We start from the raw sequence: 15,592 nt of genomic DNA on the forward strand, positions 1-15,592 counted from the left end.
CGCAGCATGACGGCCACCCATGGTGGCGCTGCCACCCTCTGTTCCGCGTTTCAGGCCACTGTCGCCCGGATCCCGGACGCCGTCGCCTTGCGCACCGCCGGCGGCGGCACCACCTTCACCTGGTCCCAGTACGCCGCCCGCGTCCGCGAGATCGCGTCCGGTCTCCGCGCCCTCGGGGTCGGCGCGGGAGACACCGTCGCCCTGCTGCTCACCAACCGCCCCGAGTTCCACCTCGTCGACACCGCCGTCCAGCATCTCGGTGCCGTCCCTTTCTCCTGCTACCACAGCTCGTCGCCCGAGCAGGTCGGCTATCTGCTCACGGCATCCGGTGCCCGCACGGTGATCACCGAGAGCCGCCTCGCGCCGCTGCTGCACGGCCGCCCCCTCGACCACCTCGTCTCCGTGGACGGCGCCCCCGGCGTCAGCCTCGACGACGTGATCGCCGCGGGGGAGCCGGACTTCGACCTGGCCGCCGCGGCCGCCCGGATCACCCCCGACCACCTGCTCACCATCGTCTACACCTCCGGCACCACCGGGGCACCCAAGGGCGTGGAGATCACCCACGCGAACATGACCGCGATGTGCCGGATCAGCGCGGCCGCGCTCGGCATGGTCGAGGGTGACCGGCTGATCTCGTTCCTGCCCTCCGCCCACATCGCCGACCGCTGGGCCAACCACTACCTGCACAGCTGGTGCGGCACCGAGCTGACCACGCTCGCCGATCCGCGCGAGATCGTCGGTGCGCTGCTCGACGCCCGGCCCACGCTGTTCGGCGCGGTGCCGCAGGTGTGGCAGCGGATCGCGGGTGGCCTGCAGCGCCTGCCGCGCGAGGTACCCGACCCGCTCGCCCGGCTCGGCCTCGACCAGGTACGGCTCGCGATCACGTCAGCAGCCCCGACACCGCCCGCCGTGGTCGCATACTTGATCTCTGCCGGCGTGCCGCTGAGCGAGGGCTGGGGGATGTCGGAGCTGGCCGGGATGGCGACGATGAACCCGCCGGGCGCCGTCCGCCCCGGCACCGTCGGGCTCCCGCTGCCTGGTGTCGAGACCCGGCTCGAGGCGGACGGGGAGCTGCTGGTCCGCGGCCCGATGGTGATGCGCGGATACCGGGACCTGCCCGACGAGACCAGGGCGGTCCTCGACGACGACGGCTGGCTGCACACCGGGGACATCGCCACGGCGGACGCCGACGGCTACCTCACGATCGTCGACCGCAAGAAGGAACTGCTCATCACCGCGGGCGGCGAGAACATCGCCCCCGCGCCGATCGAGCAGGCGCTCCTGACCCACTGCCCGACGGCGTCGCACGTCGTGGTCGCGGGGGAAGGGCGGCCGTACCTGGTCGCCCTGCTGGTCTCGGACTCCCCGTCCGATGATCTCGAGGCGGGGATCGCCGCCGCGAACGCCACCCTCTCCAAGGTTCAGCAGATCCGGGCGTTCGCCGTGGTCACCGACGCGTGGGACCCGGGAGGCGACCTGCTGACCCCCACCATGAAGGTGCGGCGGCGGCCGGTGCTGCGGGCGTACGCCGATCGCCTCGAAGCCCTCTACCCGGACGCCTGAATGCCGCGCATCGCGATCATCGGGGCCGGCTTCGGGGGCATCGCGGCCGCCGCGGCACTGTTCGAGGCCGGCTTCCGCGACGTGGTGCTGCTCGAAAAGGCCGACCGGCTCGGCGGGGTGTGGCGCGACAACGAATACCCGGGGTGCGCGTGCGATGTGCCGGCGCCGCTGTACTCATACTCCTTCGCGCCGAACCCGGACTGGTCGCGGCGCTTCCCACCGCGCCAGGAGATCCTGTCCTACCTGCAACGCTGCGCCGACGACCGGAGTATCACCGGCGCGATCCGATTCGGCACCGAGGTCGAAGCCGCCGCCTGGGACGACGACGCCAATTGCTGGCGGCTGCGCCTCGCGGACGGCTCGGAGCTGATCGCCGACGTCCTCGTCCCCGCCGTCGGGCAGCTCTCCCGCCCCGCGATCCCGGACCTGCCCGGCGCGGACCGGTTCGCGGGCATCGCGCTGCACACCGCCCGCTGGGATCCGGCCCTCTCCCTCGCCGGTAAACGGGTCGCGGTGATCGGCACCGGCGCCAGCGCCATCCAGCTCGTCCCCGCGATCGCCGGGACCGCTCGCCGCGTCGTGGTCTTCCAGCGCAGCGCACCCTGGACCCTGCCGAAACCCGACCGCCGCTACGGCGCCCTTCACCGGCGCCTCCCCGCACTCATGCGCCTCGCCCGCGCGGGCACCTGGGCGATGACCGTTTTCACCGGCGCGGCGCTGCTCGGCAACCGCCCCGCGGCCTGGCTCCTGCGGGCGGTCTCCGCGGCGCAACGCCGCTGGCAGGTCCGCGATCCCGTGTTGCGGGCGCAGGTCACCCCGGCAGAGCCGATGGGCTGCAAACGGGTCCTGTTCACCAGTGCGTGGCTGCCCACCCTCGCCCGCCCGGACGTCGAGCTGGTCACCACCGCGATCGACACCGTCACGGCGCACGGCGTACGCACGACCGACGGCACCGAGCACCCCTGCGACATCCTCGTCTACGGCACCGGCTTCGCGGCCACCGAATTCCTGGTGCCCCTGGACGTCTCGGGCCGTGGGGGCCGCAAACTCGCCGACGTATGGCGCGACGGCGCTCACGCGTACCTGGGAATGACCGTCCCCGGCTTCCCCAACCTGTTCCTGATCTACGGCCCGAACACCAACACCGGCAACACCTCGGTCCTCTACTTCCACGAGACCCAGGCCCGCTACCTCACCCAGGCGGTCCGCCGGCTCACCCCTTTGGACGTACGCCCGGAAGTGGCCGAATCCTACGACGAAGAGCTCCAGAACCGTCTCGCGGGCAGCGTCTGGACGGCGTGCCGCAGCTGGTACCGCACCGCAACCGGCCGGGTCGTCACCAACTGGCCCGGCTCGGCCGCCGAATACCGCCGCCGCGCCGTCTTCCGGCGCACCGACTTCCGCTGAGGACACCATGGGACCCCTGCAAGGACTCAAAGTCCTCGAACTCGCCGGCATCGGCCCCGGCCCGTTCGCCGCGATGCTCCTCGCCGACCTCGGCGCCGACGTCGTCCGCGTGGACCGCCCCGGCCGGGCGTCCCCCCTCGAGGTCGACCCCCGCCACGACCTGCTCAACCGCGGCAAACGCTCCCTGCGCGCCGACCTGAAGAACGCCGAGGACCGCGAACTCGTCCTGTCCCTGGCCGGGAAGGCGGACGCCCTGATCGAGGGTTTCCGCCCCGGCGTCGCCGAACGTCTCGGTGTCGGCCCGAAACCCGCGATGGCCCGCAACCCCGCCCTCGTCTACGGCCGGATGACCGGCTGGGGCCAGGACGGCCCGCTCGCGGGAACGGCCGGCCACGACATCACCTACCTCGCCCTCAGCGGCGCCCTGCACACCATCGGCCGCGCGGGCGGACCGCCCCAGGTCCCGGTCAACCTGCTCGGTGACTTCGCCGGCGGCTCTCTCTACCTGGTCGTGGGCCTGCTCGCCGCCCTGCGCGAAGCCGCCCGGACCGGTTGCGGCCAGATCGTCGACGCCGCCGTGGTCGACGGAGCCACCCACCTCACCACGCTGCTGTACGGCCTCGAAGCAGCCGGCTCCTGGACGGACGAACGCGGCGTCAACCTCCTCGACACCGGCGCCCCGTTCTACGACGTCTACGCGGCCGCGGACGGCGGCTACCTCGCCGTCGGCGCCCTGGAACCCCAGTTCTACGCCGAGTTCATCCGCCTCCTCGGCCTCACCGGACCCCTGCCCCGCCAGCACGACCGGGCCCGCTGGCCGCAGTTGCGGACCCGCATCGCCGAAGCGTTCCTGACCCGCACCCGCGACGACTGGGCCGCCGTCTTCGACGGCACCGACGCCTGCGTCACCCCGGTCCTGTCCCGCACCGAGGCGGCCCAGCACCCCCACATGGTCCGCCGCGCCACCATCGAACACCGCCGCGGCACCGCCCAGCCCGCCCCGGCACCCCGCTTCTCCGAGACCCCGCCCTCTCCACCGGGCCCGCCCGCCCTCCCCGGCGAACACACCGGCGAAGTCATCATCGACTGGCTCGGCTGACCCCGATCACAGGCCTGCCTCGTCGAGCAGGCGGGTCATGTCGGCGACCGGGAGCGACGGGTTGGCGGCGGCGTCCTCGCCCACGTGCTCGTCGGCCAGCAAGGTGATCAGGAACGCGACGGGCAGATTCGGATGCCGGGCGACCTCACGGCGGACGGCGATGTCCGGGTCGGCGGCCAGCCGGGCGGCGACCGCGGGTGGCAAATCCGGGTCGCGGGGTGCGAGGCAACGCATGCGGGGGTCGAGGTCGCTCGCCAGGCGGCGCAGGACCTCCGGCGGGAACGTGAAGAGGTCGGCCGGGCGCCACTGCGTCCGTTTACCCGGCCGGAACGTACGGTCGATGCGTTCCGCGGTGGCGATGTCGACCAGGTGCGGCGCTGTCCTGGCCATGGTCGTACGCACGATGCTCTGCTCGTCGGCGAGCAGCTGCGTCACCGCGCCGGGCGGAAGCTCCGGGCTCCGGCTCCCGGAGACGCGGAAACAGGCGTAGGGCGATGACAGGTGGGGCAGGGGGTCCGCGGTGACCCATGGCAGGCTGAGCTCCTCCAGTTCGCCGGCGGCCATGGTGGCCTCGACGCGATGTAGAAGGGCGTCGTCGTCCAGGTCCAGGTCGATCGGGCCGGACCGGTCGGTGACCCACGAGTGGATGGCCTGACGCGTCGGGCCGGGGGTGTCGGCGCGGGCGAAGACCCCGATCCGTACGGCCGGATGGGGATCTTCCGCCAGCCGCGCCCGGACCCGCGGGGGAAGGCCGGGGTGTTCCGCCACCTGACGGCGCACCTGCTCGTCCGGGTCGTCGGCCAGCTCCGCCCGGAACGTCGCGTGCCGGACCGCGCCCGCCCGGGTGAGCGGATCGGCGAGCAGCGCCTCGACCAGGTCCGCGGGCGGCACAGGGTACGGCCGCCGGGCGTAATAGAGAGCGCACGCGTGGGCCCGGACCTCGCCGGACGGATCGGTCAGCAGGACCCGCCGCACGTCCTCCGGCGCCTGCGGCCACCACCGGGCGAGCATCGCGCGCACCTCGGGCGCCGGATCATGAGCCAGGCGGGCACGCAGGTCGGCGGGCATCACCTCGTTCTTGGCCAGTTCCTCACGAACCCTCGGCTCCGGGTCGTCGACCAGCCGGGAGAACAGCTCACGGCTCGCCGGGTCCAGGTTGTGGGGCAGCCGGCCGGGCGGCTCGTGGATTGCCGGGGGCGAGGCTTCGGACAGGTTGCGGATCGCCGGGGGCGGGCCGGGGGACAGCTTCCGGGTGATGTCGCGGGCGAGGCCGGTGCGGACGCCGGGGTCCGGGTGGGCGGCGAGGCGGAGGCGGACGGCTGCGGGCACGTGGGGGTTGCGGGCCAGGGAGAGCAGGAGCCCCTCGTCATCCGTGGCGATGATGGCGTCGATCAGGGCGGCGGTGAGGTCCGGGCGGCCTGCGAGTTCGCCGCGGCCGCCTCGGTGGGCAACCAGCCGGTGGGCGAGGGCTTCCGGGAGGGCGGGGTTCCCGGCGAGACCGTCCAGGGTGGGCATCCGACCAGCATGGCGTACCCGATCAACCGAATTATTTGCTCAGTGCATTCATAGGAATGACAAAAGTTGTTGACAAGCGGGCCGGAAAAAGTCGGACCACAGCGACGGAAGGAACTGTGGCATGAGCGAGGTTTTCCGGTTGATGGCGGTGCGGGCGCGGTCCGGTGAAGCGGGTCCGGCGTTTCTCACCGCGGCGGACGGACGGGCGCTGAGCTGGCAGGATCTGGCTCGCTATGCCGGTGCTCTGCGTGAGCTGGCGGCGCACCGGCAGTTACCGGATCGGGCGCGGATCGGTATTTCGTCGGCCGATCCGCTGGCATTCACGGCGGCTTATCTCGGCATTCTGGCGGCCGATCTGACCGCCGTGCCGATCGATCCGCGGCTGACGCAGGCGGAGATCGGGGCGACTGCGGACCGGTTACGCCTCGATGTTCTCCTGGCCGGGGATCCGGCGGTCCAGCCCTGGTTGCCGGATACCGACCTGTGGGACATCGGCTCGGTGAAGCCCCTCCTGGTACGCAGCAGCGCGAGCGGTAACTGGCCCGGTCAGGGGGCGGCGATGCGACCGGCGGTGCTGCTGACGAGCTCGGGTACGACCGGGCGGCCGAAGGGCATCGGGCTGTCGCAGTGGCAGCTGCTGCACGCGGCGCGCCGGGTCGCCCATCATCACCGGTTCGGGCCGGGGGAGCGTGGTTACAGCCCGCTGCCGCTGTTCCACGTCAACGCGCAGGTGATGGGGCTGCTGGCCACGCTGGTGAGCGGCGGTTCCCTGGTCCTGGATCGCAGGTTCGACCCGCACACCTACTGGGAGCGGGTGGCGCAGTGGCAGCCGACCTGGCTGAACACCGTCCCCGCCGTCCTGGCCGCGCTGGCCACCGAGGCGCCGCCGCCCGAGGCCGTCGCTGCCCGGATCAGGTTCGCGCGGTCCGCGTCGGCGCCGTTGCCCACGGCGACCCAGCGGGCGTTCACCGGGGCCACCGGGGTGCCGGTTCTCGAGACCTACGGGATGACCGAGGCCGCCGGGCAGATCACCGCGAACCCGCTGGACGCACGGGCTCGGCGGGTGGGCACTGTGGGCGTACCCGTCGGATTGTGTCTCGAGGTCCTGGATGAGGGCGGCCGACCGGCGAGGCCGGGCGAACCCGGAATGGTCGCGTTGCGGGGCCGTGCTGTTGCCCATCGTTACCTGGAGATCGGGGACGACGGCCGGGAACGGTCGCGTAGCGCGCGGGACGCGGCGGGCTGGCTGCGGACCGGTGACCTGGGGAGCCGCGACGACGACGGGTTTCTGCGGCTGCACGGCCGCACCGACGACGTGATCAACCGGGGCGGCGAGAAGATCTTCCCCCTGGAGGTGGAGAACGTCCTGCTCGCCCATCCGGCGGTCCGGTCGGCGGCGGTGGTCGCCGCGCCGCACGACCGGCTGGGACAGGTGCCGGTCGCGCTCGTGACGCTACACCGGGGGTACGACACGGAGGAGGCGGTCGAGGCGTTGCACGACTGGTGCGCGTACGGGCTCGCCCGTTACAAACGCCCCACCGGCATCTCGGTCGCCGACGCCCTCCCCACCGGTCCCACCGGCAAGATCCTGCGCCGCCGCGTCCGCGAAGCACTGTGAAACGCGAACACCTCGCGGCTGTCGACCTGGTACGCGTCCTCACGGTCGGCCTGGTCGTCGGCGTCCACACCGTGTCGCAGCAGCCCGGCGGCACGGGGCTCACCAACGGCGCCCTGCTCACCGTCATGCACGTGAGCCGCGAGGTGTTCTTCCTGCTGACCGCGTTCGTCCTCTGCTACAGCTACCGCGACCGGGAACCGCGCCGCTGGACGGCGTTCTGGAAACGCCGCTACCTGCTGGTCGGCGTCCCCTATCTGGTGTGGAGCGTGATCTACCACCTGGCCGTGCGCAACGACGGCCTCGCCCGGGAGATCCTCACCGGCACCGCCCAGTACCACCTGTACTTCCTGCTTGTGTCCATGCAGCTCTACCTGGTGTTCCCGTTGCTACGCCGGCTGCTGTCCGCAACCGCCGGACGGCACGGCCGGCTGCTGACGGTGGCGGTCGTCTACCAGCTGGCCGCGTACCACTTCCTTCATCCGAACGCTCTGCTGATCAGCTACCTGGGGTTCGTCGTCGTGGGCGGCATCGCGGCCACCCACGCCCCGGCCTTCCTCGCGCTGACCCGGCGCCACCAAGGGCGGATCTTCACGGGTACGGCGGTGGTGCTCGCGGCCGGCATCGGCTGGTTCCTCGTCCAGGTCCTCTTGCTGGGGCGCTCCACGGTCACCGCCAGCGCCGTCTTCCAGCCCGTCGTCGTGCTGGAGAGCTTCGCCGTCGCCTGGTCCTTTCTCGCCGCCGGGCTCGCCTGGGAGTCCAGGCCCCGATGGGTACGCACGGCGGCCGACGCCTCGTTCGGTGTCTACCTGGCGCACCCGCTCATCCTGCAGGCACTGCTCGCCCTGGGTCTCGGCACGGCCGCCGCCGGGCTCCCGGGACCCGTTGTCACCGTGCTGGCTATGACCGTGGTCGTCCCCCTGGTCTATCTCGGCTGTGTCGCGGGGGTCGTGCTGCTCCGGCGTACCCCACTCAGTCTTCCCCTCACCGGCCACACCATCTCCTACGGAGGTTTGTTATGCGCACGACGAACGGCCTGACCATGATGATCGACACCGGGCTGCCGACCCTGGCCTTCGCCGACCTGATCACCAGCCACGGTGACTACATCGACCTGGTCAAGTTCGGCTGGGGCACCGCCCTGGTCACCAAGGACCTGCAGCGCAAGGCCGACGTGCTCAACGACGCAGGGATCGGGTTCTGCTTCGGCGGCACCCTGTTCGAATATCACGTCTGGAACGACGAGCTCGACCAGTACCTGCGCCTGGTCGACGAGACCGGCGCCACCCACATCGAGGTCTCCAACGGCACAATCCCGCTGGATCAACATGCCAAGGCCGATTACGTACGCCAGATGGCCCGCTACCGCCCGGTGCTCGCCGAGGTCGGCTACAAGGACTCCGACCGCTCCGCGCAGCTCACCCCCGCCGACTGGGTCGGAGCGCTGCGCGAGGACCTCGACGCCGGCGCCCACCTGGTCATCACCGAGGCCCGGGAGAGCGGGCGCAGTGGCCTGGCCCGCCCCGACGGCAGCGTCCGCAGCGACGTCCTCGACGCCGTGCTCGCCGAGATCGACCCCGACCGGCTGCTCTTCGAAGCGCCCACCAAGGACCTCCAGGTCGAGCTGATCGGCCGGCTCGGTCCCGCGGTCAACCTCGGCAACATCGCCGCCACCGACATCATCGCCCTCGAAACCCTGCGCCGCGGCCTGCGCGGCGACACCCTGCTCCGCTTCTCTCTCCTGGAGGACATCCATGCGTGACACCCGGGACGCGTTCCACGTCGCCATCCCCACCCACGACCTCGACACCGCCGTCGAGTACTACGTCTTCGGCCTCGGCGCCCGTCTCGCCCGCCGCTACCCCGACCGGGTCACGTTCGACTTCTTCGGCGACCAGCTCGTCTGCCACCTCGACCCGGCCGCGGTGGTCCCCGAACCGGTCGCCTACCCGCGGCACTTCGGCGTCAGCTTCGCCCGCCCGGAGGACTTCGACCGCCTGCTCACCCTGATCGAGCACCGCAAACTGCCGGTCTTCTCCGGCCCGGCCCTGCGCTTCGAGGGCACCGCCGAACAACACCGCACGATCTTCCTGGTCGACCCCTCGAACAACATCCTCGAGTTCAAACAGTACGAGGACCCGCGGCTCCAGTTCTGATGCTCCGCCGCCTCCTCGGATCCGCCTGCACGCTCCTGCTCCTGCTGTCCTTGTTCGTGGTGCCCGCCGGCTTGATCCGCACCACGTACACGATCACGGTCGCCGGCCTGACCCGCAGCTATCTGGTTGTCCGGCCGGCGACCAGCGACCGGCCGCTGCCGGTGCTGGTCGAGCTGCACGGCTGCTGCACCACGCCCGACGTGGAGCTCGCGCGCAGCGGGTTCCTCGACGTGACCGGGCCGGCGATCCTGGTCTACCCGGCCGGCTACCAGCAGCACTGGAATGCGGGGGCGTGCTGCGGCACCACCCGGGCTGACGACGTCGCGTTCATCACCGCGGTCGTCTCGCGCATCCTGTCGTCGTCCCCTGCCGCCGATCCCGCCCGGCTGTACCTAGCCGGGTACAGCAACGGCGGGCGGATGGCGTACCGGATAGCCTGCGAGAAGCCGTCCCTGTTCACGGCGGTGGCGGTCTTCGGCGCGGTGAACGCCATGGCCTGCCCGGACCCCGCGCCGGTGTCACTGCTGGTCGCCGCGGGCACCGCCGACCCGGACGTCACGGTCCTCGACGACGGCCCCCGGCACACCACCAACGGCTACCTCGAGCCGACCGTCAGCGAACAGGCCGCCCAGTACGTTCGCGCCGACGGGTGCTCGCCATCCCCGACCACGATCTGGAACGAGTGCGCCTCCGGTAAGCGGGTGCAGCTCACGCTCTACGAAGGTGCGGGGCACGGTTGGCGTACCGACATCGCCCGGCTCTTCTGGGATTTTTTCACCCGGTGAGAACCGCTCCGCCGGTCGCGTCGATGTCCTGGCCGGTCAGCCAGCGGGCGTCCGGGGACACGACCATGGCCACGAGGTCGGCGACGTCGGCGGGCTGCCCGATCCGGTTCATGGGAGAGTAGGCCGCCGCGCGTTGCCGCGCCCGTGGGTCGCCGCGCAGCCAGCCGGCGTTCGCGTCGGTGTCGATGATCCCGGGCGACACGGAATTCACCGTGATCCCACGCCCGCCGACGGCCTGCGCCAGCGTGAACGAGAACGTGTCGAGGGCGCCCTTGGTCATCGAGTACGCGACGATCCCCGGCGACGCCACCCGCGTCACCCCGGACGAGATGTTCACGACGCGGCCGTGGTCGCGCATCCGGTCCAGGCCCGCGCGGACGAGGAAGAACGGCGCCTTCACGTTGACCGCGAAGATCTCGTCGAACTGCTCCGGGGTGATCTCGGTAAGACCTGGGGAGTGCGGGATGCCGGCGTTGTTCACCAGGATGTCGAGACCGGGGGCGGCGCCGAGCTCCGCCAGCCCGCGATCGAAGCCCGCCCACAGCCGCTCGGCGTCACCGGGCTCGCCCAGCCGCGCCGCGACCGGGAACGCGGAGCCACCGGCGGCATGGATCTGCGCGACGGTCTGCTCGGCGCCGGCCCGGCTGCTGCCGTAATGGACGGCGACCAGCGCGCCGTCCGCTGCCAGCCGTACGGCTATCGCCCGGCCGATGCCGCGACCCGCCCCCGTGACCAGTGCGGTCTTTCCTGTCAGCACACCCATGGATTCCCTTTCCGTAGCGACCACTATGGAATGGGACCGTAGCAGCATTTCCGTAGTGAGCGCTATAGAATGCGGGGGTGGCAACGAACGTGGGACGACCGCGCGGCTTCGACCGGGAGGCGGCACTGGACGCCGCCCTGATGACGTTCTGGGAGCACGGCTTCGACGCGGCCTCCGTCGCCCGGCTCACGGGGGCGATGGGCATCACCCCACCCAGCCTGTACGCCGCGTTCGGCGACAAGAAGGCGCTGTTCCGCGAGGTTGTCGCCCGGTATCAGGCGACGTGGGGCGCCTATTTCGGTGACGCGCTCGCCGAGGAACCGACGGCGTCCGGCGGCATCGCGCTGGCCCTGCACCGGGCCGCCGCGGCGTTCACGGACGACGCCCACCCGCGCGGCTGCCTGGTCATCAGCAGCGCCGTCCACTGCACCCCCGACGCAACCGACGTCGCCGACGAGCTGCGCGACATCCGCAACGCCAACCTGCTCCTGCTCGAGGAACGCCTACGCTCGGACGGCGAGCCGGCACCCGCGACCCGGGCCCGTTACGCGGGGACGATTCTGCAGGGGATGTCGCAGCAGGCCCGCGACGGCGCGACCCGGGCCGAACTGGAAGCGGTCGCCGCCCTCGCCTGGCCGCCCCCCGTCGCGCCGGCGCTCAGAACGGGAACTGCTTCGGGCGTTGCTGCAGGGTGATCCAGCGCAGGTCGGTGAAGGCCTCGACGCCGGCGCGGCCACCGAAGCGCCCATAACCTGATTCGCCGACGCCGCCGAACGGGGCGGTCGGGTCGTCGTCCACGGACTGGTCGTTGACGTGGGCGATGCCGGTGCGCAGGCGGCGGGCGACGCTCAGGCCGCGGGTGAGGTCGCGGGTCAGGATGCCGGCGGTCAGGCCGTACGGGCTGTCGTTGGCGACGGACACCGCCTCGTTCTCGTCGGCGACGGTGAGGACCGTGCACACCGGGCCGAAGAGTTCCTCGGTGTGGATGCGCATCGACGGCGTGACGCCCGCGACCACGGTGGCGGGATAGTGGGCACCTGTGGGCGTACCGCCGCCTGCGAGTATTTTGGCGCCCTGGGCCGCGGCCTCGTCGACCAGACCGGCCACGCGCCCGGCTGCCGCGGGGTTGATCAGCGGCCCGATCACTGTGTGCGGATCGGCCGGGTCGCCGGACGGAAGGCCCTTCGCCTTCTCCGCGAGCCGCGCCGCGAAATCGTCCGCGACCGCGCGGTGCACCAGGACCCGGTCGGCGGACATGCAGATCTGACCCGAGTTGAGGTAGGCGCCGAACGCGACGGCGTCGACCGCGTATTCCAGGTCCGCGTCGTCGAGGACGAGCACCGCGTTCTTGCCGCCCAGCTCCAGGACCGCGGGCTTGAGGTGGCGCGCGGCGAGCTCACCGATGCGGCGGCCGACCCTGGTCGAACCGGTGAAGTTCACCCGGCGTACCCGGGGATCGGAGATCAAGGTCTCTGCGACGGCTGCGGCATCTGCCGGGTCGTTCGTGATGACGTTGAGTACGCCCGGAGCCAAGCCGGCATCACGCAACAGATCCGCCAGGAACAGCGCGCAGGCCAGGGGCGCATCCTCGCTGGCCTTGACCACGACCGTGTTACCGGCGGCCAGCGGTGCGGCGATCGCCCGAGCTCCGAGGATGAGCGGCGCGTTCCAGGGTGCGAACGCCGCGACCACCCCGGCCGGCTGCCGGATCGCGAGCGACAACGCGTCGGGGTTGTCGCCGGCGAGGACCTCACCGATCGGCAGGGTGGTCAGCGCGGCGGCCTCCCGCAGCATCGACGAGGCCAGGCCCACGTTGAACATCGACCAGCCGAGTGTGCCGCCGGTCTCGCTCGCCATCAGCGCGGCGGCGTCGGCCGCGCGCTCCTCGAGGAGGTCACCGGCGCGGTTCAGGATCTTGCGGCGCTGCGCGGGCGGTGCCTCGGACCAGGTGGGGAACGCCGACGCGGCGGCGTCCACCGCGCGGGTCACGTCGACGGGGCCCGCGGCGGCGACGTGCGCGATGACCTGGCCGGTGTGCGGGTCGCGATCCTCGGTGGTGCGCCCGTCGGCGGCCGGGACTTCCTCGCCCCCGATGAGCAGGGCCCGATCGGGCTGGACCCGGTTGAGCTGGACCCGGTTGAGCTGGGCACGGTCCATCACGCCACCTCCGCTGTTCGCCATGCGAACGTGTGTTCGCTGCGCAACACGCCGGAAACGCTAATCGGGCGGTGCCTGTTTGTCGAGGGAGCGGATTTTCGAGGGGGCGGCCCGGTCGTACCCGCCGACAGCGAGCTCGGGTACGGCCGGGCCGCGTCCTGCGGCGCTCAGACGTCGAGCGCGGTCTCGATGCGTTTCAGCTGGTGGCGGGCCATCGCGAGGTTGGCCCGCGTCTTGGTGAGCGCCAGGTACAGGAACAGGCCCTCACCGGAGCGGCCCTTCAACGGGCGGATCATGTGGTACTGGTTGTCCAGCGTGATCAGGATGTCCTCGATCTGCTCGCGGATCCCGAGCATCTCCATGGCCCGCAACTTCGACCGCACCACGTCGGTGTTGCCCGCCGCGGCCACGGCGAGGTCGAAGTCCTTGCTGCCGCCGGCGATACCCAGCGCCATCCCACTGGTGTAATCCACGAGCGCGACGCCGATCGCGCCGTCGATCTGCATCGCGTCCTTGAGGGCGACGTCCATCTCGGGCATGTGCGCGTACCTCCACCGGTCTGTTCTGTTCTTCTTTGTGAACGACCATCACGTTGGAGATGAGCATCGGGGTTGACGCGACGGATCGGTCGCACTGGATGTGCGACCGATCCGCATGGCACACGTCACCCTGGTCGGTTTGCCCGCTTAGCGCCAGGTGTCGGCCCATGTCGCGGAGCAGGGCGTGGCGGAGGGCGTGGTTCGCGTACGGTTCGGGTCGCTCTCCCAGACCACCGTGGAGCCCTCCTTCTTGATGTACTTGTACTGCACCGCGGTGTTACCGGGCAGCGTCACTGTCGCCTTCCACACCGGGTAGGCCGCCGACGACAGCGCCACGGCACTCGCGGGGTCCCAGTTGCCGAGCGCCGCGGTGTTCCCCGTGACGAAGACGTTCTGGCCGAACGTGGTCGTGGTGTTCGACTCGAACGCGATCGCCGCGGTGGTGCAGCCCGTCGGCGTCGTGCCCGTTCCCCGTGCGTTGATGTGCAGCGCCAGCGCCGCGTTGGCCGCCACGGTCGCCGTGAACTGCCCGCTGCTGTTCACCGTGTACGCCGTACCCGTGCAGCTGCCGTTGGTGAAGTCGCCGGCCATCACGTCGCAGTAGGTCCCGGCGGGCAGCGACGTCTGGAACGTACGGTTCAGCGCCGACCCGGACCGGTTGAACGCCACATACGCCGCGCTGCCCCGCCCGAACGCGATCTGGTTGGACCCGTTGCTCCACCAGTTGCTCACCGCCGTGCCGGACGCCGCGTTGCGCAGCGCCACCATGTTCGCCGTGGTGCGCGCCCGGTGCTCGCACTGCCAGCCGTTGCCACAGCTCACGGCGGAGGTGGTGCCGTTGCTCGCGGCAGGGGGCCCGGCATCATTGTTGGAGAAAGTGAAGCTCGACATCACCTGAGGTACGCCGTACGGGTACGCGATCATGAAAGCTTCACTCAGCGCGTAGCTCGTGCCGTCCTTGTACGTCAGCTTCGCCCGGCCGTTGCGCTGCGTGTCATGGTTGTCGATGAAAGCCACCGCGTCCCCGCTGCCCAGCCGCATCGACCCGGCCAGGTTGTTCAGGTTCGACAGGCTCCCGTCCTTGAACGCGGTCCCCACCACATCGCCGTAACGGAATTCCGTCACATCGCCGATCCCCGTGTACTCCTCCGGCGTCGGCTCACCCGACCCACCCTCGATGACCTCCGAGAACACATACGGATCCCCGTTCACCGGGTCGAGGAACGCAGCCATGTCGGCGGCCGGCATGTGTTTGGCGGCGTCCACCCGGAAACCGTCCACCCCCAGACCCACCAGATCATTGAGGTACGCCGTGAGCTTGCCCCGCACGTACGACGACTCGGTCTTCAGGTCGGAAAGGTCGACCAGTTCGCAGTTCTGCACCTCCCACCGATCTCCGTAGTTCGCGATGTCATCGTTCCCGTTGCGCCCGCAATGATGGAAGTCGTCCGTCCCATAAGCCACCGCCGGGTACGCATAATGGCTGTACGCCGAGCCACCGCTCCCCGTACCCGAAGAAGCCCCACCGGCCATGTGGTTGACGACCGCATCCACATAGATCTTCACGCCCGCCGCGTGACAGGTCGACACCATGCTCGCAAACGCATTCCGGTCACCCCGCCGCGTCGAAAGCTGGTAACTCACCGGCTGATAATCCTGCCACCACGGATAACCCTGGCCCGGCAGCACAACATGCTCCTGAGGCGGCGACACCTGCACCCCACCGAACCCCTTGGGGCCCAGCACCGAGGTGCACTCATTCGCCACCGACGACCACGGCCACTCGAAGAGATGAACGATCACATCTTTGGCACCGGGCGACGCCGGCGACGCCTCGGAAGCCGTCGCATTCACAACGCCGACGGCAAACCCGGTAGCCGCGACGAGCGCGGTCGCCGCGGCAGCCAACAACTTACGGGTACGCATGGGGAGCCTCCTGGGGACGGGGTTCCTGGTCCTTGCCCGGTTTCTGGGGGACCGGGCAGAACCTGGG

The 15,592-nt window shown here is 70.9% G+C and carries 14 protein-coding genes; 9 read left to right on the forward strand and 5 right to left on the reverse strand.

Translation table 11 applies throughout. The features are described 5' to 3' along the window. The first annotated feature begins 6 nt into the window (after positions 1 to 6). Genes Aco04nite_RS09825 through Aco04nite_RS09835 form a run of 3 tightly spaced genes read left to right on the forward strand, consistent with a single transcriptional unit; the run spans position 7 to position 4,069 of the window. Entirely contained in the window at positions 7 to 1,563 is a 1,557-nt protein-coding gene (locus Aco04nite_RS09825) for an AMP-dependent synthetase/ligase (RefSeq protein ID WP_212996881.1), read from the forward strand. Beyond that, positions 1,564 to 2,970, forward strand: coding sequence for a flavin-containing monooxygenase (locus Aco04nite_RS09830; RefSeq protein ID WP_212996882.1), 1,407 nt, complete (start codon positions 1,564 to 1,566; stop codon positions 2,968 to 2,970). A 7-nt stretch (positions 2,971 to 2,977) separates the two neighbouring features. Beyond that, positions 2,978 to 4,069: a CaiB/BaiF CoA transferase family protein gene (locus Aco04nite_RS09835; protein WP_212996883.1), complete on the forward strand. Its 1,092-nt coding sequence runs from the start codon at positions 2,978 to 2,980 to the stop codon at positions 4,067 to 4,069. Between the two features lie 6 nt (positions 4,070 to 4,075). On the opposite strand, the gene Aco04nite_RS09840 is transcribed toward Aco04nite_RS09835, so the two are convergent. Next, on the reverse strand, positions 4,076 to 5,584 hold the full coding sequence (locus tag Aco04nite_RS09840) for a hypothetical protein (RefSeq protein WP_212996884.1): 1,509 nt from the start codon (positions 5,582 to 5,584) through the stop codon (positions 4,076 to 4,078). A gap of 121 nt (positions 5,585 to 5,705) precedes the next feature. Here Aco04nite_RS09840 and Aco04nite_RS09845 point away from each other — a divergent pair, with 121 nt between their 5' ends. From Aco04nite_RS09845 to Aco04nite_RS09865, 5 genes are read left to right on the forward strand one after another with little or no spacing between them, the layout of a single operon-like run. Then, a complete protein-coding gene (locus Aco04nite_RS09845) occupies positions 5,706 to 7,202 on the forward strand; it encodes an AMP-binding protein (RefSeq protein WP_212996885.1) in 1,497 nt (498 codons plus the stop codon). Continuing rightward, complete coding sequence (locus tag Aco04nite_RS09850) at positions 7,199 to 8,239, forward strand: acyltransferase (protein ID WP_212996886.1); 1,041 nt, start codon at positions 7,199 to 7,201, stop codon at positions 8,237 to 8,239. The genes Aco04nite_RS09845 and Aco04nite_RS09850 overlap by 4 nt, the downstream gene beginning before the upstream one ends. Next, positions 8,218 to 8,961 (forward strand): phosphosulfolactate synthase, encoded by a 744-nt coding sequence (locus Aco04nite_RS09855; protein ID WP_212996887.1) that lies wholly within the window; start codon positions 8,218 to 8,220, stop codon positions 8,959 to 8,961. The genes Aco04nite_RS09850 and Aco04nite_RS09855 overlap by 22 nt, the downstream gene beginning before the upstream one ends. After that, positions 8,954 to 9,355: a VOC family protein gene (locus Aco04nite_RS09860; protein ID WP_212996888.1), complete on the forward strand. Its 402-nt coding sequence runs from the start codon at positions 8,954 to 8,956 to the stop codon at positions 9,353 to 9,355. Before Aco04nite_RS09855 ends, Aco04nite_RS09860 begins: the two co-directional genes overlap by 8 nt. Next, positions 9,355 to 10,140 carry a CE1 family esterase gene (locus tag Aco04nite_RS09865; RefSeq protein ID WP_212996889.1) on the forward strand — a complete coding sequence of 262 codons (786 nt, stop codon included), beginning with the start codon at positions 9,355 to 9,357 and terminating at the stop codon, positions 10,138 to 10,140. Before Aco04nite_RS09860 ends, Aco04nite_RS09865 begins: the two co-directional genes overlap by 1 nt. Here the strand turns inward: Aco04nite_RS09865 and Aco04nite_RS09870 are convergent. Then, positions 10,130 to 10,903 (reverse strand): SDR family oxidoreductase, encoded by a 774-nt coding sequence (locus Aco04nite_RS09870; RefSeq protein WP_212996890.1) that lies wholly within the window; start codon positions 10,901 to 10,903, stop codon positions 10,130 to 10,132. The two genes, Aco04nite_RS09865 and Aco04nite_RS09870, sit on opposite strands and share 11 nt — an antisense overlap. Before the next feature lie 77 nt (positions 10,904 to 10,980). Here Aco04nite_RS09870 and Aco04nite_RS09875 point away from each other — a divergent pair, with 77 nt between their 5' ends. Beyond that, entirely contained in the window at positions 10,981 to 11,598 is a 618-nt protein-coding gene (locus Aco04nite_RS09875) for a TetR/AcrR family transcriptional regulator (protein ID WP_212996891.1), read from the forward strand. Here Aco04nite_RS09875 and Aco04nite_RS09880 read toward each other — a convergent pair. The 3 genes from Aco04nite_RS09880 to Aco04nite_RS09890 form a co-directional block, all read right to left on the reverse strand. Then, positions 11,561 to 13,060, reverse strand: coding sequence for an aldehyde dehydrogenase family protein (locus Aco04nite_RS09880; RefSeq protein ID WP_212996892.1), 1,500 nt, complete (start codon positions 13,058 to 13,060; stop codon positions 11,561 to 11,563). The genes Aco04nite_RS09875 and Aco04nite_RS09880 overlap by 38 nt on opposite strands. Positions 13,061 to 13,227: 167 nt before the next feature. Next, a complete protein-coding gene (locus Aco04nite_RS09885) occupies positions 13,228 to 13,599 on the reverse strand; it encodes a hypothetical protein (protein WP_212996893.1) in 372 nt (123 codons plus the stop codon). Between the two features lie 147 nt (positions 13,600 to 13,746). Then, the gene (locus Aco04nite_RS09890) at positions 13,747 to 15,525 is read right to left on the reverse strand and encodes a carbohydrate-binding module family 20 domain-containing protein (RefSeq protein WP_212996894.1); all 1,779 of its coding nucleotides are present in this window, start codon (positions 15,523 to 15,525) and stop codon (positions 13,747 to 13,749) included. Positions 15,526 to 15,592: the final 67 nt, after the last annotated feature.

It is taken from the genome of Winogradskya consettensis (assembly GCF_018332715.1).
Lineage (GTDB): Bacteria > Actinomycetota > Actinomycetes > Mycobacteriales > Micromonosporaceae > Actinoplanes > Actinoplanes consettensis.

Bases quoted from the DNA above. Each gene is read 5' to 3' on its own strand.
- Aco04nite_RS09885 (WP_212996893.1), bottom strand. From the start codon at position 13,599: ATGCCCGAGATGGACGTCGCCCTCAAGGACGCGATGCAGATCGACGGC.
- Aco04nite_RS09835 (WP_212996883.1), top strand. From the start codon at position 2,978: ATGGGACCCCTGCAAGGACTCAAAGTCCTCGAACTCGCCGGCATCGGC.
- Aco04nite_RS09880 (WP_212996892.1), bottom strand. From the start codon at position 13,060: ATGGACCGTGCCCAGCTCAACCGGGTCCAGCTCAACCGGGTCCAGCCC.
- Aco04nite_RS09890 (WP_212996894.1), bottom strand. From the start codon at position 15,525: ATGCGTACCCGTAAGTTGTTGGCTGCCGCGGCGACCGCGCTCGTCGCG.
- Aco04nite_RS09870 (WP_212996890.1), bottom strand. From the start codon at position 10,903: ATGGGTGTGCTGACAGGAAAGACCGCACTGGTCACGGGGGCGGGTCGC.
- Aco04nite_RS09860 (WP_212996888.1), top strand. From the start codon at position 8,954: ATGCGTGACACCCGGGACGCGTTCCACGTCGCCATCCCCACCCACGAC.
- Aco04nite_RS09845 (WP_212996885.1), top strand. From the start codon at position 5,706: ATGAGCGAGGTTTTCCGGTTGATGGCGGTGCGGGCGCGGTCCGGTGAA.
- Aco04nite_RS09830 (WP_212996882.1), top strand. From the start codon at position 1,564: ATGCCGCGCATCGCGATCATCGGGGCCGGCTTCGGGGGCATCGCGGCC.
- Aco04nite_RS09840 (WP_212996884.1), bottom strand. From the start codon at position 5,584: ATGCCCACCCTGGACGGTCTCGCCGGGAACCCCGCCCTCCCGGAAGCC.
- Aco04nite_RS09865 (WP_212996889.1), top strand. From the start codon at position 9,355: ATGCTCCGCCGCCTCCTCGGATCCGCCTGCACGCTCCTGCTCCTGCTG.
- Aco04nite_RS09825 (WP_212996881.1), top strand. From the start codon at position 7: ATGACGGCCACCCATGGTGGCGCTGCCACCCTCTGTTCCGCGTTTCAG.
- Aco04nite_RS09855 (WP_212996887.1), top strand. From the start codon at position 8,218: ATGCGCACGACGAACGGCCTGACCATGATGATCGACACCGGGCTGCCG.